This window comes from Candidatus Mycobacterium methanotrophicum, assembly GCF_023515995.1.
GTDB classification, from domain to species: domain Bacteria; phylum Actinomycetota; class Actinomycetes; order Mycobacteriales; family Mycobacteriaceae; genus Mycobacterium; species Mycobacterium methanotrophicum.
Genome location: NZ_CP097320.1, coordinates 4,500,702 through 4,525,273, shown reverse-complemented (window position 1 = coordinate 4,525,273; position 24,572 = coordinate 4,500,702). Strand labels below are relative to the sequence as shown.

The following is a 24,572-nucleotide window of genomic DNA, read 5'->3' as shown; positions in this document are numbered from 1 at the left end:
AACGGCATGACGACTCCGCAGGGGAAGACAAACAAGCCGCCGCTTCATCCGTTCCGGCTGGCCGGTGTGGTGTTTTTGTTGGTCGTTGCGCTGGTCGTGTGGCTGGTGTACCTGCAGTATCGGGGGGATTTCTCGCCCAAGACGACGTTGCAGATGCTGTCCGCGCGGGCAGGTTTGGTGATGGATGCCGGCTCGAAGGTCACCTATAACGGGGTCCAGATCGGCCAGGTCACCAAAATTTCCGAAGTGCAGCAGGACGGCAAGCCGGCGGCCAAGTTCCTGATGGATGTGGATCCACAATACATCAGGCTGATCCCGGCCAACGTTGATGCCAAAATAGTGGCGACCACGCTGTTCGGTAATAAGTATGTGTCGTTGACATCGCCGAAAAACCCGACGCCACAGCGGATCTCGCCACAACATGTGATCGACGCGAGGCATGTGACGACGGAGATCAACACCTTGCTGGCCACTGTCGCCTCGATTACCGCGAAGGTGGATCCGGTCAAGCTGAACCTGACGCTAAGCGCCGCGGCGGAGGCGTTCCGTGGGTTGGGCGACAAATTCGGGCAGTCGATCGTCAACGCCGACGCCATCCTCGACGAGGTGAATCCCTTGCAGTCGCAAGCCCGCCATGACATCCAGCAGTTGGCCGCCCTCTTCGACACCTACGCCAACGGGGCACCGGATCTGTTCGATTTCCTCAACAATGCGGCGACGACGGCGCACACGCTGCATGCCCAGCAAAAGGATCTGGATGCGGCGCTGCTGGCAGCGGTCGGGCTGGGGAATACTGGCGCCGACATCGTCGGTCGCGGCGGGCCGTACCTGCAGCGTGCGGTCGCCGACCTGGTGCCCACCACCGGGCTGCTCGACACCTACAGCCCCGAGCTGTTCTGCGCCGCCCGCAACATAGGCGAGGTCGAGCCCAGGCTCGCCAACGCCCTCGGTAAAGGTGACGGGTATGCGCTGGACAACCGCGCCGAGGCCCTCGGCGGATTCGGGCTTCTGTTGAATCCGCTAGCGGGGATCACCGGCGCGGCGCTCGCACCGCTCACATTCGGGCTTTCAGCCCTAGCCAACCTGATCGGCGGGGTGCAGAACCCCTACGTCTATCCGGATAATCTGCCGCGGAACAACGCTCGCGGTGGGCCGGGGGGCGCGCCGGGTTGTTGGCAGCGGATCACCCGTGACCTCTGGCCCGGGCCCTACCTAGTAATGGACAACGGAGCCAGCGTCGCGCCGTATAACCACTTGGATGTGGGCTCGCCCCTCGGCGTCGAATACGTGTGGGGCCGTCAGTGGGGGGAGAACACGATCAACCCATGAAAATCACCGGTACCACTGTCAAACTCAGCGCTGTCGGGCTGGTGCTGCTCGCCTTCACCGGCATGATCGCGGTGGTGTTCGGTCAGATGCGCTTCGACCGGACCAACACCTACTCCGCGGAGTTCAGCAGCGTCAGCGGCATGCGGACAGGCCAATTCGTCCGTGCGTCGGGGGTCGAGGTCGGCAAGGTCAAAAAGATCCGGCTCGTCGACGGCGGGCATCGGGCCCACGTCGACTTCGCCGTCGACCGCTCGCTGCGGTTGTATCAATCCACGACCGCCCAGATTCGTTATCTCAACCTGATCGGTGACCGCTACCTGGAGCTCACCCGCGGTGAAGGCGAGGGCGCTGACCGGGTTCTGCCGCCGGGCGGGTTCATCCCGCTGTCACGTACCCGACCGGCGCTGGACCTCGATGCGCTGATCGGTGGTTTCGAGCCGCTGCTTCGGGCACTGGATCCGCAGAAGGTCAGCACCATCGCGTCGACCATCGTCACCGTGTTCCAGGGTCAAGGCGGCACCATCAACGACATCCTCGACCAAACCGCGCAGCTGACCTCGACGATCGCCGAGCGTGATCACGCGATCGGCGAGGTGGTCAAGAACTTGAACATCGTGCTGGACACCACGGTGCGCCATCGCACGCAGTTCGACCAGACCATCGACAACTTCGAAAAGCTGATCACCGGCCTGAAGAACCACGCCGACCCGCTGGCCGACGACTTCGCGCACATCAGCAATGCCGCCGGAACGCTGGGAGACCTGCTCGCCGAGAATCGTCCGCTGCTGCAAAAGACCGTCAACTACACGCAGGGAGTCGCCCAACCGCTGATCGACAAACGCGATGACCTCAGCACGACGATCCAGGACATACCGAAGACGATGAAACTGTTCGGACGCACTGGTGTCTACGGCGACTTCTTCAACTTCTACGTCTGCGATGTCACCTTCCTTATTAACGGGCTGCAACCCGGTGGTCCGGTCCGCCGGGTCAGGCTTTTCCAGCAGCCCACGGGGAGGTGCACGCCGCAATGAGAACGCTGGAACCCGCTAACCGGCTTCAGATCGGGCTCATGGGCCTCATAGTGATCGTTCTCGTCACCGCCGTTGGCCAAAGTTATTCGAGTGTGCCGATGTTGTTCGCCAAGCCGACCTACTACGCGGAGTTCACCGACAGCGGCCAGCTGAGCAAGGGCGACAAGGTCCGCATCGCCGGGATGACTGTCGGCGATGTGGAGGCGCTGAAGATCGACGGTGACCACATCGTGGTCAAGTTCACGACCGGCGGCAACACCATTGGCAGCGAAAGCCGGGTGGCCGTCAAGACCGAGACCATTCTGGGCAAAAAAGTGCTCGAGGTCGAACCGCGGGGCACGCACCCACTGCGGCCCGGCGGTGTGTTGCCCTTGGGCCACAGCGCGACTCCGTATCAGATCTACGACGCTATCTTCGACACCACCAAGGCCGCCGCCGGCTGGGACATCGATACCGTCAAGCGCTCGCTGAAGGTGTTGTCGCAGACCGTCGAAGAGACTCACCCGCATTTGAGCGCTGCCCTCGACGGGGTGGCCAAGTTCTCCGACACCATCGGTAAACGCGACGGGCAGATCAAACACCTACTAGCGCAAGCCAACCAGGTGGCCAGTGTGCTCGGCGACCGCAGCGAGCAGGTCGACCGGCTACTGGTCAACACCAAGACGCTGCTGGCCGCGGTCAACCAGCGCGGCCAGGCCATCGACGCGCTGCTGGGTAACGTCGCGAACGTCTCAGCCCAGCTGCAAGGGCTGATCAACGACAACCCGAATCTGAATCACGTGCTAGAACAGCTGCGCACAGTCAGCGACCTGCTACGGGACCGCAAAAACGACTTGGCGGATGTGTTTGTCCAGGGCGCTAAATTCTGGACAATCTTCAACGAGACCGTCGCGTCGGGACCGTACTTCAAAGTGTCGGCGACGAATAATTTTTTCAACGGCATGGCCTACCAATTTACCCAACCGTGGCTCGATGCTGCGCTCAAGAAGCGCGGGATCTCGCCCGAGGAGTTCTGGCGCAATGCCGGGCTGCCGGCCTTCCGCTACCCCGACCCCAACGGCACCCGGTTCCCCAACGGCGCGCCGCCGCCGGCGCCGACGCTGCTGGAAGGCACCCCGGAGCACCCCGGGCCGGCGGTGGCGCCGGGTTCGCCGTGCTCGTATGCACCGGCGGCCGGCGCGTTCCCCAGCCCCATCAGCCCGCTGCCGTGCGCAGGAAACGGACTGGGGCCGTTCGGCCTCCCGGGCGGCCAGACGGACTACCCGGACGTGCTGACGTCGCCGCCGAACCCTAACGGTTTGCCGCCCACACCCGGGATCCCGATCGCTGGGCGGCCGGGCGAGCCGGCTCCGGACGTTCCGGGCACCCCGGTGCCGCTGCCGCCCAACGCGCCACCGGGGGCGCGTACCGAGGGCCTGGCCCCGGCCGGCCCGGCCCCACCGCCGTCGACGTTCGCGCCGGGACTGCCGCCGGGGCCACCAGCGCCACCGGGACCAGGCAACCAGCTGCCGGCGCCGTTCATCCCGCCCGGCCTGGGCGGCAACAGTCAGCCAGGCGGCGGTGGTGGCGCCACCGCGGGGAGGTAACCGGAGGTGAGCACGGTCTTCGATATCCGCAATCTGCGGCTCCCCAAGCTATCGCGCGCGTCGGTGATCATCGGCTCGCTGGTTATCGTGCTGGCGCTCGTCGCCGCCTTCGTCGGCCGTGAGCTCTACCAAAAGCTGGTCAATAACACCGTGGTCGCCTACTTCCCGGAGGCGAACTCCCTTTATTCCGGCGACGAGGTCCGGATCATGGGCATCCAGGTGGGTGCGATCGACAAGGTCGAGTCGGCCGGCGACAAGATGAAGGTGACCTTCCACTACAACAACAAGTACAAGGTGCCGGCCAACGCCACAGCGGTGATCCTCAACCCCAACCTGGTCGCGGCGCGCAACATCCAATTGGAGCCGCCGTACAAAGGCGGCCCGGTGCTGGCGGACAACGCGGTGATCCCGATCGACCGCACCCAGGTGCCGACGGAGTGGGACGCGCTGCGCGACAGCTTCAGCAACCTCATCGACAAACTTGGCCCCACACCCCAGGAGCCCAAGGGGCCGTTCGGCGACGCCATCGAAGCGTTCGCCAACGGGCTGTCCGGCAAGGGTAAACAGATCAACACCACGCTCACCGACCTGTCGCAGGCGCTGACCGCGTTGAACGAGGGTCGCGGCGACTTCTTCGGGGTGGCGCGCAGTCTCGCGCTATTCGTCAACGCGCTGCATGCCGACGACCAGCAGTTCGTCGCATTGAACCAGAACCTGGCGCAGGTCACCGATAGGCTCACGCACTCCGACCGCGGTGTCGCCAATGCGATACAGCAGCTGGACAATCTGCTGCCCACGCTGCGCCCGTTTTTGGCCAAGAACCGCGAAGTGCTGGCACATGACGTCAACAACCTCGCCGACGTGACCACCACCCTGGTCCAGCCGGAGCCGCTGAATGGGTTGGAGACCGGCCTGCACATCTTCCCGACTTTGTTCTCGAACGGCAATAATTTCTACCACCCGGCAAATGGCGCCCTGCTCGCCGATACCATCACCTTCCTTGTCGGGGCCCTGCCCGCCAACCCGCTGCTCTGGGTTTGCGGCCCGATACAAGCCGGCAGCCGGCTCGGCTACCAAGATTCCGCCGAACTGTGTGCGCAATACTTGACGCCGATCCTCGATGCGATCAAGTTCAACTACCAGCCGTTCACCTTGAACATAGCCACCACGGCCCAGGTGCTGCCCAAGGAGGTCGGCTACTCTGAGCCGCGGCTGCAGCCGCCGAACGGGTATAAGGACAGCACCGTCCCCGGGATCTGGGTGCCGGACACGCCGACCTCGCACCGCAATACTCAGCACGGTTGGATCGTCGCACCGGGGATGCAAGGAGTTCAGGTGGACCCCGTCACGGAGGGCCTGCTGACCCCGGATTCGTTGGCCGAACTCATGGGCGGCCCGGATGCCACACCAGCACTAATACCGGGACAGCAGACGCCGCCGGGACCCCCGAACGCCTACAACGAGGAGCCGGGCCCGTTGCCGTACGTCGGCCAGCCACCCGGCCAGGCGCCGATACCGCCGCCACCGCCCGGACCGAACGTAATCCCGGGCCCGGTGCCCCCGACGCCTGCTCCCGTGGCCGGGTCGCCGGGACCGGCACCTGCACCGGCCGGCCCGCCGCCGCCCGCCGAGGCGGCCTCATCGGCAGGACCGGGACAGTGATCGCCCTGCTTCGCCACCGCATGTGGCAGGGGACGGCCCTGCTGGCCTGCGCACTAATGTTGAGCTCGTGCGGTTGGCGCGGCATCTCCAATATGTCGATTCCCGGCGTTCCGGGCAGCGGTGGCAACTCCTACACCGTCTACGCGCAGATGCCGGACACGCTGGCGCTCAACGGCAACAGCAGGGTGCTGGTGGCCGACGTCTGGGTCGGCTCGGTCCGCGCGATCAACCTGAACAACTGGGTCCCGACGCTGACGTTGGGCCTGGACAAGAGCATCAAGTTACCGAAAAACACCACCGCCAAGATCGGGCAGACCAGCCTGTTGGGCTCTCAGCATGTGGAACTGGCAGCGCCTCAGAATCCGTCGCCGCAGCCGCTGAAGGACGGCGACACCATCCCGCTGAACCACTCCTCGACGTTTCCCAGTATCGAGCAGGTGCTGGCCAGCCTGTCCCTGATTCTGCGCGGCGGCGGTGTCCCGAACGTGGAATCGCTCACGAACGAGGTCTACAGCATCGTGAAGGGGCGGGCCCCGCAGATCCGCGCCCTGCTCGGCAAGCTGGACACCTTTACCGACCAGCTCAACCAGCAGCGCGACGACATCAACCACGCCATCGATTCCGCCAACCGGCTGTTGAGCTACGTGGGCAGCCGGGCGGATGTCCTGGACCGGGTCTTCGCCGAGGCGCCGCCGCTGATCAAGCATCTCGCGGATCCGGGCTATCTGCGCGACTTCATCAATGCGAGCGACGCGGTGGGCCGGCTCAGCGCGGTCACCGACCAATATGTGCGTCCCACGCGGGGCAACCTTCACCAGAACCTGCAGACGCTGCAGTGCCCTCTGAAGGAACTCGTCAAGGGCGCACCCTATCTGCCCGACGCGCTGAAGTGGCTCTTCACAGTTTGGCCGACCGACGCCGCCCCGAAGTCGATCCGCGGCGACTACATCAACCTCTCCTTCCTGGCCGACTTGACCTACTCCGCCACCGACAACGCGTTCCTCACCGGGACCGGATTTTCGGGGGCGTTGCGCGCGCTCGAGCAGTCGTTCGGCCATGACCCGGAGCAGATGATTCCCGACGTCCGGTACACGCCGAACCCCAACGACGCGCCCGGCGGACAGCTCATCGAAAGGGGGGACCGCAATTGCTGACTAAATTGATCAAACGCCAGCTGGTCCTGTTCGGCATCATCACGGTGATCGCCCTGGTCACGCTGGGCTGGTACTACCTGCGGATTCCCAGCCTGGTCGGCATCGGTCAGTACACGCTCAAGGCCGACCTGCCGGCGTCGGGCGGACTATATTCCACGGCCAACGTCACCTACCGCGGCGTCACCATCGGCAAGGTCACCGACGTCGAACCCACCGAAAACGGCGCCCAGGCCACAATGAGCATCGACAGCCGCTACAAGATCCCGGTCGACGCGACGGCAAACGTGCATTCGGTTTCCGCGGTCGGTGAGCAATACCTCGACCTGGTGTCGTCAGGCAAACCGGTGCGCTACTTTTCGCCCGGGCAAACCATCACGAAGGGCACGGTACCCTCTGAGATCGGGCCGGCCTTGGACGGCGCCAACCGAGGATTGGCCGTGCTGCCCAAGGAGAAGATCAGCGCGCTGCTGGATGAGACAGCAGAGTCGGTTGGCGGGCTGGGCCCGGCGCTGCAACGGCTGGTCGATGCGACCCAGGCGATCGCCGGTGACTTCAAAACCAACATCTCCGACATCAACGACATCATCGTGAACTCGGGACCGGTCCTGGACAGCCAAGCCAACTCCGGTGACGCGATCGAGCGGTGGGCCCGCAACCTGAACACCTTGGCCTCGCAATCCGCTGAAAAGGACCAGGAGGTCAGGAACATCCTGCGCCAGGCGGCGCCGACGGCCGACGAGCTTGCCGCGGTGCTCGGCGACGTGCGCGAGACGCTGCCGCAGACGCTGGCCAACGCCGCAATCGTGGCCGATATGGGCAAGCGCTACCACAAGAACCTTGAGGCATTCCTGGCGTTCCTGCCGCAATATGGCACGATCGGACAGACGATAACCTCAGAGTGGCCGGATGAACACCGTGCCGCGCTGGACATCCCGGGCGGGTTACTGAACCCGCCGCCACCCTGCTTGACCGGCTACGTCCCGGCATCGCATTGGCGCGCGCCCGCGGACACCAGCCCCGCGGAGTTGCCGGACGTCTACTGCAAGATCCCGCAGGAGGCGCAAAACGCTGTGCGCGGAGTACGCAACATCCCGTGCGTGGATGTCCCGGGCAAACGCGCGGCCACGCCGCGCGACTGCCGCAGCAGCAAGCCCTACGTACCGCTCGGCACCAACCCCTGGTATGGCGACCCCAACCAGATCCGCAACTGCCCGGCACCGGGTGCCCGCTGCGATCAGCCGGTGAATCCGGGCATGGTCATCCCGGCGCCCTCGATCGATACCGGCATGATCCCGCTGCAAGCCGACAGGCTGCCGGGAACGCCACCTCCGGTAAGCGACCCGCTGCAGCGGCCCGGATCGGGTCACGTCGAGTGCAATGGGCAGCAGCCCAACCCGTGTATCTACACTCCAAACAGGCCTCCCGCCGCGACCTATAGTCCGCAGAGCGGCGAGGTGGTGGGTCCAGATGGGGTCAGGTTCTCCGTCGAGAACTCGAGCAACATAGGAGACGACGGATGGAAGGAGATGCTGGCGCCAGCCGGCTCAACCTAGTCGACCCGGCCGGCGCCGAGGTAACCACTGAGGCTCCCGAGACGAATGCCGACGACGTATGCGCGGCGGCAGTCGACCCGCAGTTGGACCTCGAGGGGGAGGGCGCCGCGGCGGATTCCTCAGCCGCAGAGCCGGTATCGGTGGGTAACGAACGGCGGCCGTCGCGGCTTCGCCGTCGCGGGATGATCGGCGTGTGTGCGGTGCTTGTGCTGCTGGCGGCAGGCGCTGCGACGGGCGGCTACTTTGCGCTGCGCGCTCACCACGAAAGCCAGGCCGTCGCCCGCGACGACGCGGCGGCCATCGCGGCCGCCAAGGATTGCGTCGCGGCAACACAGGCGCCCGACGCCGCCGCGTTGCCCGCAGCTGCGCAGAAGATCATCGAATGCTCGACCGGTGATTTCGGTGCGCAAGCCGCGTTGTACAGCGACGGCATGCTCGTGCAAGGTTACCAGGCTGCCAATGTCCACATTCAGGTGTCGGATATGCGCGCGGCGGTGGAACGCCATTACGCCGACGGTTCGGTGGACCTGCTGGTGGCAGTCCGCGTCAAGGTCGACAACGTCGCAGCGCAGGGTCAGGAGTACGGCTACCGGTTGCGGGTAAAGATGGCACGCGACGACGGCCAGTACAAAATTGCCAGACTCGACCAGGTGGCCAAGTGACGGTTTCGGTCGCCGACCGTGAGATCTCGTCGAGCCCGGACGCGCCTCAGGAAGTCGAAGAGATAGTGGTCAACGCGCCGGCACCGTGGTGGATCCGCGCGGTCGCGTTGGCCGTCGACGTGCTACCCGGCGCCGCCGTGGTGACGACGATGGCGTTGGCCGCCTTAACCGTGCCGCTCCGCGGCGTGTGGTGGTGGTCGTGTGTCTCGGCGGGCGGGCTTGTGATATTGCTGACCGCCGGCAGCCGCTCGCTGTTGCCCTCGATCACCGGGTGGAGCCTGGGCCGCGCCGCCTTGGGCATCGCGGTTGTGCGGAGCGGCGACGGCGCCGCGGTCGGGCCGTGGCGGCTGCTGATGCGTGACCTGGCGCACCTACTCGATACCGTGTCGGTGTTCGTGGGTTGGCTGTGGCCCCTGTGGGATCAGCGTCGGCGCACCTTTGCCGACATGCTGGTGCGCACCGAGGTTCGGCGGGCGGAGCTGCGACGGCTGCCGCGAAACGTACCGGCGCTGGTGGCGGTGGTTTTCCTGACCGCAGCGCTGCTGTGCGTCTCCGGTGCCGCGGTGAGCTATCTGGTGGTGTACCAACATGACCGGGCGACCGAGGTGGCCCGCGCGCAGATCGCGCTGCAGGGACCCAAGATTGTCAAACAGATGCTGACGTATGACCCGAAGTCGTTGCAGGACGATTTCACCCGCGCCCAGTCGCTGACGACCGACAAATACCGCGAACAACTGGTGACCCAACAGCAGGCGGTGCAGAAGGCCAAGCTGGTCCCCAACGAATACTGGGTGACCGACAGCTCAGTGCTTTCGGCGTCGCCGCATCGCGCGACGATGCTGCTGTTCCTGCAAGGTGAGCGCGGCGATCCGGGTAAGGAGCGCCCCATCAGCGCCACGGTGCGGGTGACCTTCGCGAACTCTTCGGGCGCGCAATGGCGCGTCGACGACCTCACCGTAGTGACCAAACCGCTGCCCGCCGAGGATGGAAAATGAGCCCGCGGCGCAAGGTTCAACCGGGCGAAGCACCGCTGTTCGTGGAGCGGGCCGTTGCGCCGCGACGCGAATGGCGGCTGCCGCTCAGGTTTACCGTCGCCGCGGTAGTCATGGCAGAGGCGATCACGGCTTGCGCTCTGGTGCTGATCTCGCACGAGTCGCAGCGACGGGCAGCGATGAAAGACCGTACGGTGATCGCCGACGTCCGCTCCTTCATGACGGAGTTCACGTCGCCGGATCCGTTCCACGCCAACAAATACGTGGATCGTGTGTTGGCGCATGCCACCGGTGAGTTTGCCAAACAGTACCAACAGCGGGCGAATTTGGTTCTGCTTGCAGTGGCGAGGGGGGAGCCGACAACCGGCACGGTTCTCGACGCCGGAGTGGAGCGATGGAACGACGACGGCAGCGCCAACGTGCTGGTGGCCAGCCAGGTCAGCTCAAAGTCGCCGGACGGCAAGAAAACCGTCGATGTCGCATCCCGCTGGCTTGTAACGGCCCAAAAGGAAGGAGACCAGTGGAAGATCAGCAGCCTTGTCCAGGTGGTCTGACCGACGAGGCTCCCGACGAGGCGGGGGAACGCCCCCGCGAGCGCGACGACGCGGCAACCGGATCCGCCGACGCCAGCATCGATGGCGCTGAGGTCGACCGTACCGCGGACGACGGCACCAGCACCAGCGCAGCCGACGAGGCGGCCGCGGAGGAGTCGGCTGCAAGCGATGACGCCGTCGCCCCGGCAAAACGGCGGACAGGCCGGTGGCTTGCCCTGGTTGCGGGCGTGTCGGCGGCGCTGCTTGTCGGCTCTGCGGCGTTCGCGGGTGCTGCCCTGCAGCCGTATTTGGCTGATCGCGCACTGGTAGCGACCAAGCTGGAGATCGTCCAGACCGCGGTCAACGCGATCACCGCGCTGTGGAACTACACCCCGGAAAATATGGACACGCTGGCCGATCGTGCATCCACCTACCTCAGTGGTGACCTTGAAGCCGACTACCGCAAATTCATCGATGCGATCGCGGCGACCAACAAGCAGGCGAAGGTCACAGACAGCACCGTGATCACCGGTGCGGCCGTGGAATCACTAAACAGTCCCGAGGCCACCGTCGTCGTGTACACCAACACCACGGCTACCAGTGCTGCGGCGAAGTCAATTCCATGGTTGAAGTACCTATCCTACCGGATATTTATGAGGCGCGGTCACGACCGGTGGCTGGTGACCAGGATGACGACTATCACCTCGTTCGATTTGACGCCCAAGCTGTAAGGCGCTCACCCGACAGGGATGACTTCTGCGGGGGATCCAGGAAGTGGTGCGCCAGACCCGATCAGGCGCCCGGGCTGCCACCCTCGCGCTCCAAAGCAAAGCATTTCGAGTCCGTCGGGAGATTGTGCCGCCGATTGCGGACCCGGGCATGGTGCGCCGGCCTGCTGGACTCCGTACAGCGGGTACGAGATGACCCAATACGCGTCGGCCACGGACTGGGTGGGGAAGAACTGGTTCGGGATTGCGTGACATGCCAGGGCCTCGCCGCCGGGGCCTCGTCCAAACACATACCGCTCGTAGCTATCACACGGTCCGGAGAGGTGAGCGCCGTAGTCAATCCCCGGCACGTCGCCGTCATAGCGAGTCGGGTCGCTGGCGGCGGTTGGCGCCATGCCGATTGCGGCACCCGCGATTGCAGCGGCGATGGCTAGTTCGCGGAACATGTTCCACCTCTCTTCGCCACCAGTCACCGGGCCATGCAGTGCCTACCGGTGCCCTGCGCCAAAGCATAACGAGCGTGGTGTAGCCGCAGGGTCGTTTTGGAGGGGTGCCGCCGCCGACGTTCGCACGTTGCGGGAAATCAGAACAACTAAAGCGCCGCTGCGTGGTACTGCGACGATCGCGTCCTGGATCGACGACTGCGGAGCCCGGGATGTCACGAACTTGCGGACCTCGTTCATCTGATCGGTGAGTCGCTTGCTGGCGCGGCGATCTAGTTGAACGCCAGCCAGCTTGGCAGCGCGCGTTCGCGCGAGTCGCAGAGCACCTGAGCGGTGTCGCAATTCCCCTTCGGCACGCCGGCCCCGGCCCACATACCACCGGTGTCGCGGCGCAGCACGATCGCCGACGACCCACCGCCGTCCAGCAACACAGCGGTGTCGCTGCCCAAGCCGCGGAACAGGTCCTGGATGTTGTCCGGCGTGTAGCTGCCGCCCTGGAACACATACATCTCGTCTCGCGGTTTCGAATACCCGAGAGCCGTACGGGCAGCGCTGGGGCCGCCGTCGTTGAGCTGGCCGGTATTGCCCGGGGATAGCAGCCCGAGACCGCTCACCGCGACGAACGAGTCGCCCCGTTCCACCAAGCCGTTGACGACGGGCGTGGCAGCGTCGTAGTCGCGGCCGTCCCTGCCGCCGTTAGGCCACACCACCGATGGCGCACCACGGGTCGGCATGATCATCGTCGCCAATGCGCTCCAGTTTTCGTTCCCGCCGGACAGGCCCTGTTTGCCCGCATAGGGGATCGTGCCGGTGACCGCCTGGTTGGCACGGCCTTGACCACGGGTGTTGTCGACGTAAGCGCCCAGCGGTGAACTACAGTTCGTGGAGCGCCATGAACCGCCCTTCTGCCCCCGGATGTCGAAGAAGTTGGCGTTGACGGCGATTGTCGGCTGCCCCATCACCTGCCAGGCCTGCACGGGAGTGTAGGTCTCCGAGGCTTGTATCAGGCCGTCGCCGGTGCGTGCGCCGGGATTGCGTTCACAGCGCGCCTGGTAACCGCGATGGCTGTCGACCAGCAGATGTGGTGAAAGCCGTTGCGAGGCGCCCTTGACGATCATCAGATGGCCACCGCTGTTGCCGTCATACCAGCGACCGGCGGCGTCGAGCATTGGCGCCGGATGTCCACCGCCGAAGTTGTACACCAGGTAGGAACCTTGAGTGTTGGCAATGGCATTGGCCAACAGGTCACGGGCCTCGGCACGGGCGACCGGCTGCCCGGTGCTTGTTGTCAGCGTCAGGCACAGCGTCATCACGGCGCAGCAGGCTGCGGTGCGCCGGAAGGCGGCGACGGGAGACGGCACGGTTGCCCTTTCGGACGTTGGTACAACCAGCACAACATCAACCGCGGGGATAACCCAGTCACCTCGGATAACAGTCGCGTGACGGTTTAGCTGTGGTCCAATTACGTTCGGCGGCTGGCTATTTGCGCATTTACTCCGATGGCGCCGACGCCTCGAGCCACGGGGGAGTCCGGTGATAACCGCGCCGGTCGTAGATCCAGGTGACGACGGCGCCGAGCAGCACACCGATGACCAGCCCGATAGCCGTCATCGTCAGCGCTTGCGACAATCCGGCGTCGGCTTGACCGTCGAAGTACAGCAGCGACCGCGCGCCCAGGAACACCTGGTGCATCGGCTCGAACTTGGCAAGCCAGCCGAAGAACTGCGGCGCGGCCTCCAACGGCACCGTGGCGCCTGCCGACGGCAACCCGAGAATCACGAAGACGAACATGCTGACCAGCAGACCGAGTGCGCCCAGGACCGCGATCAGCGAGGTGGAGGTGATACCAACCGCCGCGATCGCGAACACCCCGTAGAGCCACAACTGCAAGCTGTGGTGGATCGGCATACCCAACCGCGCCGCAATCAACATGTAGACGCCCGACGTCAGCAACGCCAACACCGTCATCAACGCCCACTTGATCAGCAGTGTGCGCAATCGCGAGATCTTCACCTGCTCGGCGAACCGGTAGACCGGACCGACCTCGGCGGGCACAAAGCCGAGCATCGAGTCCACCAGCATGCTGACCACAATGCTGCCGGTGAAGCCGGCCAACAACAGCAACAACGAATAGTAGAACGCCGATAACCCGTTGCCGGTCCCGTCCGGCAGCGCATTGTGCACCGTGGGCTGGACTTCGATCGGATTCCGCAGCATCAACGTCACAGCAGCCGGCATCGGCCTTGGACCCGATTGCTGCGCTACTTCTTGTGAAAGCCGTTCGCCCACCCGATGATCGACCATCGTGATGGCACGCGTGAGGCTCTGATTGGCGATGCTGGCGCCGAGGGCTCCTGCTCGCGGATTCGTCGACACGACAATGATGGGCCGCTCGACGCGTCCCGGCGTTAGCGCGCTTTTCGCGAAGGCCTGCAGCGTGGAGGAGAAGTTGGGCGGTATCACCGCGACGCCGTAGACCTGCCCGGTGTCCAATTGGTGCTTGGCCTGGTCGCGCGTCAGCACGCGGACGTCGTAGGCGTCGTCCTTCTCGAACCCGGAGAGCAGTCCCTTGACGACCTGCGCGCCGGTGGGCCCGGCGTCCTCGTCCACCACCGCAATCGGGAAGTGGCGCAGGTTGGTCATCGGCCGCAGGATGCCGCCAAGGTAGAAAGCGGCCAGCGCCGCCAAGACGGTCAGCGTGATGACGATCGGGATGGCCCAGAACCGTACCGTCCGCGTCGCTTTGGGGTTGGCGAGGCCGGATTGAAGGATGTCATCCGGGTGCGGCAGCACCTCGACCGCCTCGGCTCCGGGTACGGCGTGACGGGGCTGGGATTCACTCATTACGGACTCCTGTTCGTCCGGCCCACCCTAGCCGCTGAGCGCCGCGTGCATCTCCCAGATCAGAATTTCGCTGGCCTGCTGTGCTGTGACCCGGGCGCCGTTCGACGCGGCGAACCGCGCTGCATCGCCCGCGGCCAGCGCGGCCTCGCTGTCGGCGGTCGGCATGCTCAGTCGGCCGCGGGCGACGAGCAGGTGCAGATAAGGCGCCGCAGGCAGGCCGATGCTGTCGCCGCGCCGCAGACGCGCGCCGTGCAGTGCTGCCGACCGGTTGTGGATGGTGATGGCGGCGTCGTGCCCGGGCATGCCCGAGGCGATCGTCACCAAGCGGCCGTCGAGCAGATCGTCGCCGATCTCGTGCTGCTGGTAGCTCGGCGCGATGCCCGACACGTCGGGCTGCACCCACATCTGTATGAAATGCACCGGATCACGCGGCGAGTCGTTGCGTTCGGAGTGCAAGATGCCGGTGCCCGCCGACATCCGTTGCGCCAGACCGGGATAGACCACTCCGCTGTTGCCCGCAAAGTCGCGATGCGCCAACGAGCCGTCCAGCACCCAGGTCACGATTTCCATGTCGCGGTGCGGGTGGGTATCGAAACCCGCAGCCGGTGCTGTCACCACGTCGTCGTTGTCGACCAGCAGCACGCTGTGGTGGGTGTTGGCGGGGTCGTAGTGGTCGCCGAACGAAAATGAGTGCCTCGAGTTCAGCCAAGACGTCTCGGTGACCGCCCGGTCGGCGGCCCGCCGGATCTGGACGGTGGCAGGCATGACTGCAGGGTAGGCGGGGTGTCCAACGTCGATTTTTCGGGGCCAAATCGGCAAAAATCGCGCAATACCTCGACGTTGGGCGCTTTACGATGTCTCGACGTGCGAGTTGCCGCCGCCGAAGATGTTGCCTTTCAACATCTTCTGCTCTCTCGCGCCGCTCGCCGCCACGAACGCCGGCCGCACCGATTCGCGAGCACCAACAATCACGGATCAGAGGGATCTTCGGAAACGTCCGGCAACGGCTCGAGCCACGGCATCTCAGCGCGCTCTACCAGCTCGGCGGTCGGATCCGAACTGGGCGCGGCCGGCCCTCCAGCGCGGTCAGGCAGGGATCGGTGGCGATGCGGTGTAGCCAGGTGCGCACCGACGACTTTCCCTCGAAGCGGTCGTAGGCCTTCCAGGCCCCAAAAAGGTCTCCTGCACCAGATCCTCGGCGGCGTGCAACGAACCCGTCGGGTAGCAATGCGCGAGCAGTTCGCGCCGGTAGGGCAGCGCGGTGGCAGAAAAATCCGCATCACCGCCACCGAACATGCCGTCGGTTGGGTCACCGGCGAGCAGGCTCACGCGAGCGAGCACACGCAGCAAGTGCGACGGCGGACCGCTACGCTGCCCCTGATGGCAACCACCCGCAGCGAACGAACCTTCGACGGCGTGGGCGGCGTGCGCATCGTCTACGACCTCTGGACTCCCGATATCACACCGCGTGGGGTGGTCGTGCTCTCGCACGGCCTGGGTGAGCACGCCCGCCGCTACGACCACGTCGCGGCGCGGTTCGGGCAGGACGGGCTGGTCACCTATGCGCTCGACCACCGCGGACATGGCCGCTCGGGCGGCAAGCGGGTGCTGGTCAAAGACATCTGCGAGTACACCGGCGACTTCGCCACCCTGGTCGGTATCGCCACCAAGGAACATTCCGGGCTCACGCGCATCGTGCTCGGACACAGCATGGGCGGCGGCATCGTCTTCGCCTACGGCGTCGAGCGCCCGGACGACTACGACCTGATGGTGCTTTCCGGGCCGGCGGTGGCGGCCCAGACCGCCGTTTCGCCGCTGCTGTTGCCGATCGCCAAGGCGCTCGGCGCGATCGCGCCCGGGTTGCCGGTGCAGGAACTCGACGCCGGCGCGATATCTCGCGACCCGGCCGTGGTGACCGCCTACAACACCGATCCGCTGGTACATCACGGCAAGGTCCCTGCCGGCATCGCCCGCGCGCTGCTCACGGTCGGCGAAACGATGCCGCAGCGGGCTCCCGCGTTGGCCGCGCCGCTGCTGGTCGTGCACGGATCCGAGGACAGGCTGATTCCCGTCGACGGCAGCCGCCAGTTGGTCGAGGCCGTGGGCAGCTCCGACGTCGAGCTGAAGGTCTACCCGGGTCTGTATCACGAGGTGTTCAACGAGCCGGAGCGCAATCAGGTACTCGACGATGTGGTTTCGTGGATCACCGCGCGCCTGTGAGGCGCCGCATCGGAAAGTCGTACCGGTGGCCTAGTTTGGTGGCCATGAGTCGCGCCACCGACGATGCAGAGCGAAGCGATGGGCAGGAGTGGCGCCATGAGTGACGACAAGATGCTGGCGCGGATCGCCGCCCTGTTGCGCCAGGCCGAGGGGACCGACAACGCCCACGAGGCGGAGGCTTTCATGGCGGCAGCGCAACGGCTGGCCACCGCGACGTCCATCGACTTGGCGGTGGCGCGGGCGCATGCGGACAAGCGCACGCCCGCGCAGGCGCCGGTCCAGCGCACCGTCACCATCGGCGCGGCCGGCACGCGGGGATTGCGGACCTATGTACAGCTGTTCGTGGCGATCGCGTCGGCCAACGATGTGCGCTGCGACGTGGCATCCAACTCGACGTTCGTGTACGCCTACGGGTTTGCCGAGGACGTCGATGCCACGCATGCGTTGTACGCCAGCTTGGTGGTTCAGATGGTGCGCGCGTCGGATTCCTACATCTCCTCAGGTGCGCACCGGCCCACCCCGACGATCACCGCCCGGCTGAATTTTCAGCTCGCCTTCGGCGCCCGGGTCGGTCAGCGGTTGTGCGAGGCCCGCGAGCAGACTCAGCGGGAAGCCACGAAAGACCGTCGCCGTCCGCCGGGCACCGCGGTCGCGCTGCGGGACAAGGAGATCGAACTTCGCGATTACTATCGCAGTGCCTCGACGGCGCGGGGCAGCTGGCAGGCCACCCGGGCTTCCGCGGGGTATTCGTCGGCGGCGCGACGGGCAGGGGACCGAGCCGGCAAGCGGGCGCGACTGGGAACCGGCCCAGAGCTATCCGGGGCGCGGAGCGCGCTGGAGCGGTGAACGCCGAGGAAGCGCCCGCCCGAGATTGGCAGCGTGCCAAGGTGTACGCCGCCGAGGCGTTCGTCCGGACGCTGTTCGACCGCGCCGCCGAACACGGTTGCCGCAGCGTGGAGTTCTTCGGCGCGCAGTTGACGCTGCCGCCCGAGGCGCGGTTCGCTTCGGTCCCGGCGGTGCAGCGTTACGTCGACGAGGTGCTGGCGATGCCGACGGTACGGCGACAGTGGCCGAACCTAACTCCGCTGAAGGTACGGCCGCGGCGGGCGGCGACGGCTGCGCACTACGAAAACCACGACAGCACTGGCGTTATCGCGGTTCCCGACCGTGCGACGGCTGATTGGGCGATGCGCGAGCTGGTGGTGCTCCACGAGATCGCACACCATCTGTGCCACGCTCAGCCGCCGCACGGATCGGAGTATGTCGTTACGCTGTGCACATTGGCCGAGCTGGTCATGGGACCCGAACTCGGGCACGTGCTGCGGGTGGTCTATGCCAAAGAGGGCGTGCGGTAAGCCCTAGCCGACAGCGACCATCTCGTCACCGCAGGTACACCGATACGGCTGGCCCGCCCCGGTGCAGTGGCATTCCTCCTCGATACGGACCCGGCAGCCACAGCCCTCGTGGGAGCAGGTCAGTAGAGTTCCGGCCTCGTTTGGCATCTCATTCTCCTTACCGATTCCGGGATTCACTGGACACGACGACGATAGCATATACCCCATAGGGGTATAGGGCATAACACGGATTTTACGTAGTGGCGACCGGCGAAGGCCCCGCGATAGCGTTAGCGCGTGACCCAGAATCCGAGCCCTGCCGATGTTGATGCTTACTTGGATACCACCGTGGTTGGCGATGACCCTGCGTTGTCTGCCGCCCGGGAGGCCAGCGACGCGGCGGGGCTGCCGCAGATCGCGGTGTCAACCCAGCAAGGCAAGTTCCTGAGCCTGCTGGCTGGTGCGATCAAGGCTCGGCGCATCCTGGAAATCGGCACACTCGGTGGCTTCAGCGCAATTTGGCTGGCGCGCGGCGCCGGTCCCGACGGGCGGGTGATCACGCTGGAATACGAGCCCACGCACGCCGAGGTCGCGCGTGCGAACATCGACCGTGCAGGTGTCGGCGACCGAGTCGAGGTGATGGTCGGTCCCGCACTGGAGACGTTGCCGACCCTGACCGACGGCCCGTTCGACCTGGTGTTCATCGACGCAGACAAGGTAAACAACGCCGCCTACCTGCAATGGGCCATCAAGCTGACTCATCCCGGCTCAGTTATCGTGGTGGACAACGTCATTCGGGAAGGCGCGGTAGTATCACCGGACCCCGACGAGGTTGTGCGGGCAACGCGACAGACGCTGGAGATCATGGGCCGGCATCCGGACCTTGATACCGCAGTGCTCCAGACGGTCGGTGCCAAGCACTGGGACGGGTTCGCGCTGGCGTTGGTGAAATAGGCGCCCACGGCGTCCAATCCTCGACCGCCTGTCGGGCCGAAACGATTCGCTGATCCGCGGTGCCAGGGATGTGAACAGCGGTGCCGGGGCGGCGGGCAACGCTTTGGCCGTCCCGTCGCCGCGGCACCACCGCCGAGTGGCGGCATTGGGAATCATTCGATGCCGCAGCGGCCAGTTGAAACCGAAAAGCTTGGATCCCACCGTCTTTTCAGCGCCGGTGATTCGTCGCTGATACTCCGGATGCGCATCGGACTCAAGCGTCATCAGCAACTCCTGCGCCGTCTCGGCGCCCGATTTTCGTTGCTGGCCCAGAACTGAGAAGCGTAATCTTGCGGAAGATGGATGGTTTGCAGTCAGCCCAAAAAGCTTGCTGCATAACAGAAAGGTCACAAAATGAGTACAGTCCATTCATCAATCGATCACCACCCCGACATACTGGCTCTGAGGGAGCGCTACGGGCGCGTTGCGGAGTCGATGACCGCGCAGGGCACCTTCGGCTTCACGTTGGTGGCTGCGGTCTACGCAGCTGTGTCGCCGTGGATCGTCGGATTCGACGGGACGAGACCGCTTGCGGTCAACGACCTCGTCGTCGGACTCGTCTGCGTCGCGCTCGTGTTTGGGTTCGCGATGGCGTTGGACCGTAGCCACGGCATGACCTGGGCGCTGCCGGTGTTCGGCGTGTGGTTCATCATCTCGCCCTGGGTTCTTCATGGTGTCTCGCCGCATGGCGGCATGATCTGGTCGAATGTGATCGCGGGCGCGGTGCTGGCTGTGTTGGGCTTGAACGCGATGTACTTCGGTATGCGCGCTCGTAGTTCAACGTCCGCCTGACGCGGAGGCCGAATTGCCTGGCCGGCCGGCGCAAGCCGGCCGGACGGGCGGTCGCGGCCCGTCGCTAGCGGCAGACCGCTCCGGTGGCGGCCGAACCCACCAGCTTGACGTACTTGGCCAGGACGCCGGTGCTATAGCGCGCTGGCGGGGGAGTGAAACCCACACGGCGCGCGTCGAATTCACTCGCGTCGACCAACACGTCCAAGGTGCTCTCGACTACGTCGAGCCGGATGCGATCGCCGTCGTGCAGAAAGGCTATCGGACCAGCGTCGACTGCCTCGGGCGCGACGTGCCCCACGCACAAACCGGTGGTGCCGCCGGAGAACCGGCCGTCGGTCAGCAGCAGCACGTCCTTACCCAGGCCGGCGCCTTTGATGGCGCCGGTGATCGCGAGCATTTCGCGCATCCCGGGCCCGCCCTTAGGGCCCTCGTAGCGGATCACCACCGCGTCACCGTGCGTGATGGTGCCGTCGGCCAACGCATCCAACGCGGCCCGTTCCCCGTCGAAAACCCTTGCGGCGCCTTCGAACACCTCGGAGTCGAAGCCCGCGGTCTTGACCACCGCGCCCTCGGGCGCCAGCGAGCCGTGCAGGATGGAGATCCCGCCGGTGGGGTGGATCGGATGGTCAAGAGCGCGCAGCACCTTGCCGTCGGGCTCCGGCGGGGCGATGTGCGCGAGGTTTTCAGCGACAGTGCGGCCGGTGACCGTCAAACAGTCGCCGTTCAACAAGTCGGCATCCAGCAGGGCCTTCATCACCACCGGCACACCGCCGATGCGATCGACGTCGGACATCACGTGCCGGCCAAACGGTTTGACGTCGGCAAGGTGCGGCACGCGTAACCCGATACGGCTGAAGTCTTCTAGCGACAACTTGACTCCCGCCTCGTAGGCAATGGCCAACAGGTGCAGCACCGCGTTGGTCGACCCGCCGAACGCCATCACCACCGCGATCGCGTTCTCGAACGCCTCCTTGGTGAGGATGTCGCGGGCGGTGATGCCGCGCCGCAGCAATTCGACGACGGCCTCGCCGCTATGGCGCGCGAAAGCGTCGCGGCGACGATCGGTTGCCGGCGGCGCCGCGCTGCCGGGCAGCGACATGCCCAGCGCCTCAGCGGCGCTGGCCATGGTGTTGGCGGTGTACATACCGCCGCAGGCGCCCTCGCCCGGGCAGATCGCGCGCTCGATGGCGTCGACGTCTTCGCGCGGGATCAAGCCGCGCGCGCACGCGCCGACCGCCTCGAACGCGTCGATGATCGTGACCTCGCGCTCGGCGCCGTCGGACAACTTGGCGTGCCCGGAAAGGATCGTGCCGGCGTAGAGGAACACCGAGGCCAGATCCAGTCTCGCCGCGGCCATCAGCATGCCGGGCAGCGATTTGTCACATCCGGCCAAAAGCACCGATCCGTCCAGTCGCTCGGCCTGCATGACGGTTTCCACGCTGTCGGCGATCACCTCCCGTGACACCAGGGAGAAGTGCATGCCCTCATGACCCATCGAAATACCGTCGGACACCGAAATCGTGCCGAACTCCAGCGGATAGCCGCCAGCGGCGAACACGCCCTCTTTCACGGCCTTGGCCAGTCGGTCCAATGACAGATTGCAGGGCGTGATCTCATTCCACGACGACGCGACGCCGATCTGCGGCTTGGCGAAGTCGTCGTCGTCCATGCCCACCGCCCGCAGCATGCCGCGCGCCGCGGCCTTTTCCAGGCCGTCGGTTACCTCACGACTGCGGGGCTTGATGTTGACAGCGGGCGACCGATCATTGGTTTGGGGCACCGTCTAAGTATGCGGGAACGGCCAGGTCGGCCCAAAATCATTGAGATACCGCGCTGGGGTATCGGATATGCTGGCAGAAGCCAAATCGCGGGGGCGCCGCGGCGAAGGCTCAATCCGAGATTGACATTGGTCTCAACAGCGACGCCGTCGCGACGGCCCCCAGAGACTAGCCAAGATGCCGGAGAGCAAATGACACCCGCACGCGGATATTCGTCGCAGAAGGACAATTACGCCAAACGGCTGCGGCGCATCGAGGGTCAGGTGCGCGGCATCGCCAAGATGATCGAAGACGACAAGTACTGCATCGACGTCCTCACCCAGATCAGCGCCGCCAACAACGCACTGCAGTCGGTAGCGCTCAACCTGCTCGACGAGCACCTCGGACACTGCGTCAGCCGCGCAGTCGCCGAGGGCGGTAGAGAGGCCGACGAGAAGCTCGCCGAAGCCTCCGCCGCCATCGCCCGACTCGTCCGGTCCTGATGTCTACGCGATAACGGTATTGCGTGGTTGAGTAGGGGCCGTGGGCTCAGCCCGTACCACCGGAGCGGCGCGGTCGCGCCGCTGGTGGAATGACCCCCCGCCACCTGCCGCCATCGACGAAAGCGCGGCCGGTGCGGGTGGACCGTGGACGCCGCGGATAGCGGTGCAGTTGGCGGTGCTGGCCGCGGCGGCCTTCATCTACGTCACCGCAGAAATCCTGCCGGTGGGTGCGCTGCCCGCAATCGCCCGAGGCCTGCACGTCAGCGTGCCCGTCGTCGGGACCCTGCTGGCCTGGTATGCGCTGGTGGCGGCCGTGACCACGATTCCGCTGGTGCGTTGGACCGCCCGTTGGCCGCGTCGGCGGGCGCTGCTGATGTCGTTGGCGTGCCTGACGGCCTCCCAGTTCATCTCGGCGGTGGCGCCCAACTTCGTCGTGCTGGCCGGTGGCCGAGTGCTCTCGGCGATCACGCACGGTCTGATGTTGTCGGTCATCGCGCCGATCGCCACCCGGCTGGTTCCGGCCAGCCACTCCGGACGCGCGACAACGATGATCTACGTGGGCATCAGCCTGGCAGTGGTGGTGGGCAGCCCGGCCACGGCGGCGATCAGCTTGCTGTGGAGCTGGCGGGCTGCCGTCGCGGCGGTGGCGGTCGTGGCCGCCGTGGTCACCGTGGCGGCCTGGGCTGTGCTGCCGTTGCTCGCGCTGACCGAGCACCAGCTGGCCCGCGTCGGCCGGGGCGCCGGGCATCATCGCAATCGGCGCCTGGTGACCGTGAGCTCGCTCACATTGGTCGCGGTCACCGGCCACTACATCTCCTACACCTTCATCGCGGTGATCATCCGTGACGTCGTCGGGGTGCGGGGGCCCGATCTGGCCTGGTTGTTGGCCGCCTACGGCGTCGCGGGCCTGCTGGCGATGCCGCTGGTGGCCCGACCATCCGATCAACGGCCCAGAGCCGCGGTGATCAGCTGCATGGCCGGGCTGTGGCTGACCTTGCTGGTGCTCATCGCGCTGACGTTCCACAGCGTGCCCACCGCGGCGGGCATCGCGATCGGAATCGCCGCGGTCGCGTTATGGGGCGCCACCGCCAATGCGGTGTCGCCGATGCTGCAAGCCGCGGCGATGCGCGCCGGAGCCGACGACCCGGACGGCGCGTCCGGGCTGTACATGGCCGCGTTCCAGATCGGCATCATGGCCGGATCCTTCGCCGGCGGGCTGCTCTACGAACACGGCCTGCTCGCGATGTTGGCCGCATCGGCGGTGCTGATCGGCGCCGGAGCCGCTGGAATGACCGCCGAACGCCACCTGTTCGACGTCCCCTCCGGTGGCCTCCGGTAAAGTTGCGTCTCACCGACCGACATCACAGCAGGTCAGCGGCCTGAAACGGGCCAGCGTCCGCGATAAATCACGATTGCCGAACCTGAAGTCGGTCTCGCCGCTAGGCATACTGGGTGAGACGTGACTGGAGGGATAGATAATGCCGCGATGGATCGTCGCCGCGCTGAGCGCAGCGGGAGTGACCGCTGCGCTGACCTTGGCAAGTGGCTCGGCGCTGGCCGACCCTGAGCCCGCCCCGCCGCCGCCCGCGCCGGGCGTAGACGCGCCGCCGCCTGCCGACCCGCTGGCACCGCCGCCCCCCGCCGGCCCGCTCGCGGCCGGCGACCCGTGGGCACCCCCGGTAGCGGCTCCGGCGGGCCCTGTTGTCGGGCAAAACCCTGCACCGTTCGTCGGCGAGCCCCCGTTCGTGCCCCCGACCTTCAATCCGGTCAGCGGCTCGACGGTCGGGGTGGGCGAGCCGATCATCATCAACTTCGGTCGGCCGATCGCCGACCAGCCGTTGGCCGAGCAAGCGATCCACATTTCGTCGACCCCGCCGGTGTCCGGCAAGTTCTACTGGATGACTCCGAGCCAGGTGCGGTGGCGGCCGCTGACCTTCTGGCCCGCGCACACCGCGGTGCACGTCGACGCCGCGGGGACTATTTCGGACTTCATGATCGGCGATCAGCTGATCGCGACGGCCGACGACGCCACCCATCAGCTGACCGTCACCCGCAACGGCGCCGTGGTGAAAACCATCCCGATGTCGATGGGGATGGCGGCGGGCGGTCACCAGACGCCGAACGGCACCTACTACGTGCTCGACAAGAAGGCCAAGGTGGTGATGGACTCGTCGACGTACGGGGTGCCGGTCAACTCGACCTGGGGCTACAAGGTCGACGTCCAGAACGCTGTGCAGTTCGACAACAGCGGCGACTACGTGCACAGCGCGCCGTGGTCGGTGGACGACCAGGGCAAGCGGGATGTCAGCCACGGCTGCATCAACATCAGCCCGTCCAACGCCCAGTGGTTCTTCGACAACTTCGGCGCCGGGGACCCCATTATCGTGAAGAACTCCACCGGGGGGACGTACTCGAAGAACGACGGCTCCAACGACTGGCAGCTCTAGGGCGAG

At 65.9% G+C, this 24,572-nt stretch carries 24 protein-coding genes and 1 pseudogene; 18 read left to right on the top strand and 7 right to left on the bottom strand.

Features of this window, described 5'->3' with window-relative positions:
* Positions 1-6 precede the first annotated feature (6 nt).
* From M5I08_RS23595 to M5I08_RS23550, 10 genes are read left to right on the top strand one after another with little or no spacing between them, the layout of a single operon-like run.
* Positions 7-1,329 (top strand): MCE family protein, encoded by a 1,323-nt coding sequence (locus tag M5I08_RS23595; RefSeq protein WP_219068156.1) that lies wholly within the window; start codon positions 7-9, stop codon positions 1,327-1,329.
* Positions 1,326-2,363 carry a virulence factor Mce family protein gene (locus M5I08_RS23590; protein ID WP_219068155.1) on the top strand — a complete coding sequence of 346 codons (1,038 nt, stop codon included), beginning with the start codon at positions 1,326-1,328 and terminating at the stop codon, positions 2,361-2,363. The genes M5I08_RS23595 and M5I08_RS23590 overlap by 4 nt, the downstream gene beginning before the upstream one ends.
* Positions 2,360-3,949, top strand: a complete 1,590-nt coding sequence (locus M5I08_RS23585; RefSeq protein WP_219068154.1) for a virulence factor Mce family protein — start codon at positions 2,360-2,362, stop codon at positions 3,947-3,949. The genes M5I08_RS23590 and M5I08_RS23585 overlap by 4 nt, the downstream gene beginning before the upstream one ends.
* A 6-nt stretch (positions 3,950-3,955) precedes the next feature.
* On the top strand, positions 3,956-5,611 hold the full coding sequence (locus tag M5I08_RS23580; RefSeq protein WP_219068153.1) for a virulence factor Mce family protein: 1,656 nt from the start codon (positions 3,956-3,958) through the stop codon (positions 5,609-5,611).
* Between the two features lie 20 nt (positions 5,612-5,631).
* Positions 5,632-6,765, top strand: a complete 1,134-nt coding sequence (locus M5I08_RS23575) for a virulence factor Mce family protein (protein WP_219068170.1) — start codon at positions 5,632-5,634, stop codon at positions 6,763-6,765.
* Positions 6,759-8,318 (top strand): virulence factor Mce family protein, encoded by a 1,560-nt coding sequence (locus M5I08_RS23570; protein WP_219068152.1) that lies wholly within the window; start codon positions 6,759-6,761, stop codon positions 8,316-8,318. Before M5I08_RS23575 ends, M5I08_RS23570 begins: the two co-directional genes overlap by 7 nt.
* A complete protein-coding gene (locus M5I08_RS23565) occupies positions 8,282-8,980 on the top strand; it encodes an Rv1363c family protein (RefSeq protein ID WP_219068151.1) in 699 nt (232 codons plus the stop codon). The genes M5I08_RS23570 and M5I08_RS23565 overlap by 37 nt, the downstream gene beginning before the upstream one ends.
* Positions 8,977-9,975: an RDD family protein gene (locus M5I08_RS23560; protein WP_370328538.1), complete on the top strand. Its 999-nt coding sequence runs from the start codon at positions 8,977-8,979 to the stop codon at positions 9,973-9,975. Before M5I08_RS23565 ends, M5I08_RS23560 begins: the two co-directional genes overlap by 4 nt.
* Complete coding sequence (locus tag M5I08_RS23555; RefSeq protein ID WP_219068150.1) at positions 9,972-10,526, top strand: Rv1363c family protein; 555 nt, start codon at positions 9,972-9,974, stop codon at positions 10,524-10,526. The genes M5I08_RS23560 and M5I08_RS23555 overlap by 4 nt, the downstream gene beginning before the upstream one ends.
* On the top strand, positions 10,493-11,236 hold the full coding sequence (locus tag M5I08_RS23550; RefSeq protein WP_219068149.1) for a mammalian cell entry protein: 744 nt from the start codon (positions 10,493-10,495) through the stop codon (positions 11,234-11,236). Before M5I08_RS23555 ends, M5I08_RS23550 begins: the two co-directional genes overlap by 34 nt.
* A 5-nt stretch (positions 11,237-11,241) precedes the next feature.
* Here M5I08_RS23550 and M5I08_RS23545 read toward each other — a convergent pair whose 3' ends face one another.
* The 5 genes and pseudogenes from M5I08_RS23545 to M5I08_RS23525 form a co-directional block, all read right to left on the bottom strand.
* Positions 11,242-11,679, bottom strand: coding sequence for a hypothetical protein (locus M5I08_RS23545; RefSeq protein ID WP_219068148.1), 438 nt, complete (start codon positions 11,677-11,679; stop codon positions 11,242-11,244).
* Between the two features lie 269 nt (positions 11,680-11,948).
* Positions 11,949-12,986 (bottom strand): phosphodiester glycosidase family protein, encoded by a 1,038-nt coding sequence (locus M5I08_RS23540; protein WP_249763438.1) that lies wholly within the window; start codon positions 12,984-12,986, stop codon positions 11,949-11,951.
* 181 nt (positions 12,987-13,167) lie between these two features.
* On the bottom strand, positions 13,168-14,520 hold the full coding sequence (locus tag M5I08_RS23535) for a YhgE/Pip domain-containing protein (protein ID WP_219068146.1): 1,353 nt from the start codon (positions 14,518-14,520) through the stop codon (positions 13,168-13,170).
* Between the two features lie 27 nt (positions 14,521-14,547).
* Positions 14,548-15,285 carry a pirin family protein gene (locus M5I08_RS23530; protein ID WP_219068145.1) on the bottom strand — a complete coding sequence of 246 codons (738 nt, stop codon included), beginning with the start codon at positions 15,283-15,285 and terminating at the stop codon, positions 14,548-14,550.
* 159 nt (positions 15,286-15,444) lie between these two features.
* Positions 15,445-15,816 (bottom strand): annotated as a pseudogene (locus M5I08_RS23525) (sigma factor); the annotation flags it as partial.
* Positions 15,817-15,900: 84 nt separating this feature from the next.
* Between M5I08_RS23525 and M5I08_RS23520 the strand changes: the two are divergent.
* The 3 genes from M5I08_RS23520 to M5I08_RS23510 all read left to right on the top strand — a co-directional run bounded on the left by M5I08_RS23520 (position 15,901) and on the right by M5I08_RS23510 (position 18,095).
* Entirely contained in the window at positions 15,901-16,740 is an 840-nt protein-coding gene (locus tag M5I08_RS23520) for an alpha/beta hydrolase (RefSeq protein WP_219068144.1), read from the top strand.
* Positions 16,741-16,836: 96 nt separating this feature from the next.
* Complete coding sequence (locus M5I08_RS23515; protein ID WP_219068143.1) at positions 16,837-17,586, top strand: DUF2786 domain-containing protein; 750 nt, start codon at positions 16,837-16,839, stop codon at positions 17,584-17,586.
* Positions 17,583-18,095 carry a TIGR04338 family metallohydrolase gene (locus tag M5I08_RS23510; protein WP_219068142.1) on the top strand — a complete coding sequence of 171 codons (513 nt, stop codon included), beginning with the start codon at positions 17,583-17,585 and terminating at the stop codon, positions 18,093-18,095. The genes M5I08_RS23515 and M5I08_RS23510 overlap by 4 nt, the downstream gene beginning before the upstream one ends.
* Positions 18,096-18,098: 3 nt before the next feature.
* On the opposite strand, the gene mymT is transcribed toward M5I08_RS23510, so the two are convergent.
* Positions 18,099-18,242 (bottom strand): copper-binding metallothionein MymT, encoded by a 144-nt coding sequence (gene mymT, locus M5I08_RS23505; RefSeq protein ID WP_219068141.1) that lies wholly within the window; start codon positions 18,240-18,242, stop codon positions 18,099-18,101.
* Between the two features lie 129 nt (positions 18,243-18,371).
* Here mymT and M5I08_RS23500 point away from each other — a divergent pair, with 129 nt between their 5' ends.
* Positions 18,372-19,028: an O-methyltransferase gene (locus tag M5I08_RS23500; RefSeq protein ID WP_219068140.1), complete on the top strand. Its 657-nt coding sequence runs from the start codon at positions 18,372-18,374 to the stop codon at positions 19,026-19,028.
* A gap of 393 nt (positions 19,029-19,421) precedes the next feature.
* Positions 19,422-19,859 (top strand): SPW repeat protein, encoded by a 438-nt coding sequence (locus M5I08_RS23495; protein WP_219068139.1) that lies wholly within the window; start codon positions 19,422-19,424, stop codon positions 19,857-19,859.
* Positions 19,860-19,923: 64 nt separating this feature from the next.
* Here M5I08_RS23495 and ilvD read toward each other — a convergent pair whose 3' ends face one another.
* Complete coding sequence (ilvD, locus tag M5I08_RS23490; protein ID WP_219068138.1) at positions 19,924-21,639, bottom strand: dihydroxy-acid dehydratase; 1,716 nt, start codon at positions 21,637-21,639, stop codon at positions 19,924-19,926.
* Positions 21,640-21,828: 189 nt separating this feature from the next.
* Between ilvD and ricR the strand changes: the two genes are divergently transcribed.
* From ricR to M5I08_RS23475, 3 genes are all read left to right on the top strand, one after another.
* Positions 21,829-22,119: a copper-sensing transcriptional repressor RicR gene (ricR, locus tag M5I08_RS23485; RefSeq protein WP_219068137.1), complete on the top strand. Its 291-nt coding sequence runs from the start codon at positions 21,829-21,831 to the stop codon at positions 22,117-22,119.
* Positions 22,120-22,231: 112 nt separating this feature from the next.
* Positions 22,232-23,458, top strand: a complete 1,227-nt coding sequence (locus M5I08_RS23480) for an MFS transporter (RefSeq protein ID WP_219068168.1) — start codon at positions 22,232-22,234, stop codon at positions 23,456-23,458.
* Positions 23,459-23,597: 139 nt separating this feature from the next.
* Positions 23,598-24,566 carry a L,D-transpeptidase gene (locus M5I08_RS23475; protein ID WP_219068136.1) on the top strand — a complete coding sequence of 323 codons (969 nt, stop codon included), beginning with the start codon at positions 23,598-23,600 and terminating at the stop codon, positions 24,564-24,566.
* Positions 24,567-24,572: the final 6 nt, after the last annotated feature.

Coding starts and splice junctions, on each gene's coding strand:
- M5I08_RS23595 (WP_219068156.1), top strand. CDS start 7: ATGACGACTCCGCAGGGGAAGACAAACAAGCCGCCGCTTCATCCGTTC.
- M5I08_RS23590 (WP_219068155.1), top strand. CDS start 1,326: ATGAAAATCACCGGTACCACTGTCAAACTCAGCGCTGTCGGGCTGGTG.
- M5I08_RS23585 (WP_219068154.1), top strand. CDS start 2,360: ATGAGAACGCTGGAACCCGCTAACCGGCTTCAGATCGGGCTCATGGGC.
- M5I08_RS23575 (WP_219068170.1), top strand. CDS start 5,632: ATGTGGCAGGGGACGGCCCTGCTGGCCTGCGCACTAATGTTGAGCTCG.
- M5I08_RS23565 (WP_219068151.1), top strand. CDS start 8,282: ATGGAAGGAGATGCTGGCGCCAGCCGGCTCAACCTAGTCGACCCGGCC.
- M5I08_RS23555 (WP_219068150.1), top strand. CDS start 9,972: ATGAGCCCGCGGCGCAAGGTTCAACCGGGCGAAGCACCGCTGTTCGTG.
- M5I08_RS23545 (WP_219068148.1), bottom strand. CDS start 11,679: ATGTTCCGCGAACTAGCCATCGCCGCTGCAATCGCGGGTGCCGCAATC.
- M5I08_RS23540 (WP_249763438.1), bottom strand. CDS start 12,986: ATGACGCTGTGCCTGACGCTGACAACAAGCACCGGGCAGCCGGTCGCC.
- M5I08_RS23535 (WP_219068146.1), bottom strand. CDS start 14,520: ATGAGTGAATCCCAGCCCCGTCACGCCGTACCCGGAGCCGAGGCGGTC.
- M5I08_RS23530 (WP_219068145.1), bottom strand. CDS start 15,285: ATGCCTGCCACCGTCCAGATCCGGCGGGCCGCCGACCGGGCGGTCACC.
- M5I08_RS23520 (WP_219068144.1), top strand. CDS start 15,901: ATGGCAACCACCCGCAGCGAACGAACCTTCGACGGCGTGGGCGGCGTG.
- M5I08_RS23515 (WP_219068143.1), top strand. CDS start 16,837: ATGAGTGACGACAAGATGCTGGCGCGGATCGCCGCCCTGTTGCGCCAG.
- mymT (WP_219068141.1), bottom strand. CDS start 18,242: ATGCCAAACGAGGCCGGAACTCTACTGACCTGCTCCCACGAGGGCTGT.
- M5I08_RS23495 (WP_219068139.1), top strand. CDS start 19,422: ATGAGTACAGTCCATTCATCAATCGATCACCACCCCGACATACTGGCT.
- ricR (WP_219068137.1), top strand. CDS start 21,829: ATGACACCCGCACGCGGATATTCGTCGCAGAAGGACAATTACGCCAAA.
- M5I08_RS23475 (WP_219068136.1), top strand. CDS start 23,598: ATGCCGCGATGGATCGTCGCCGCGCTGAGCGCAGCGGGAGTGACCGCT.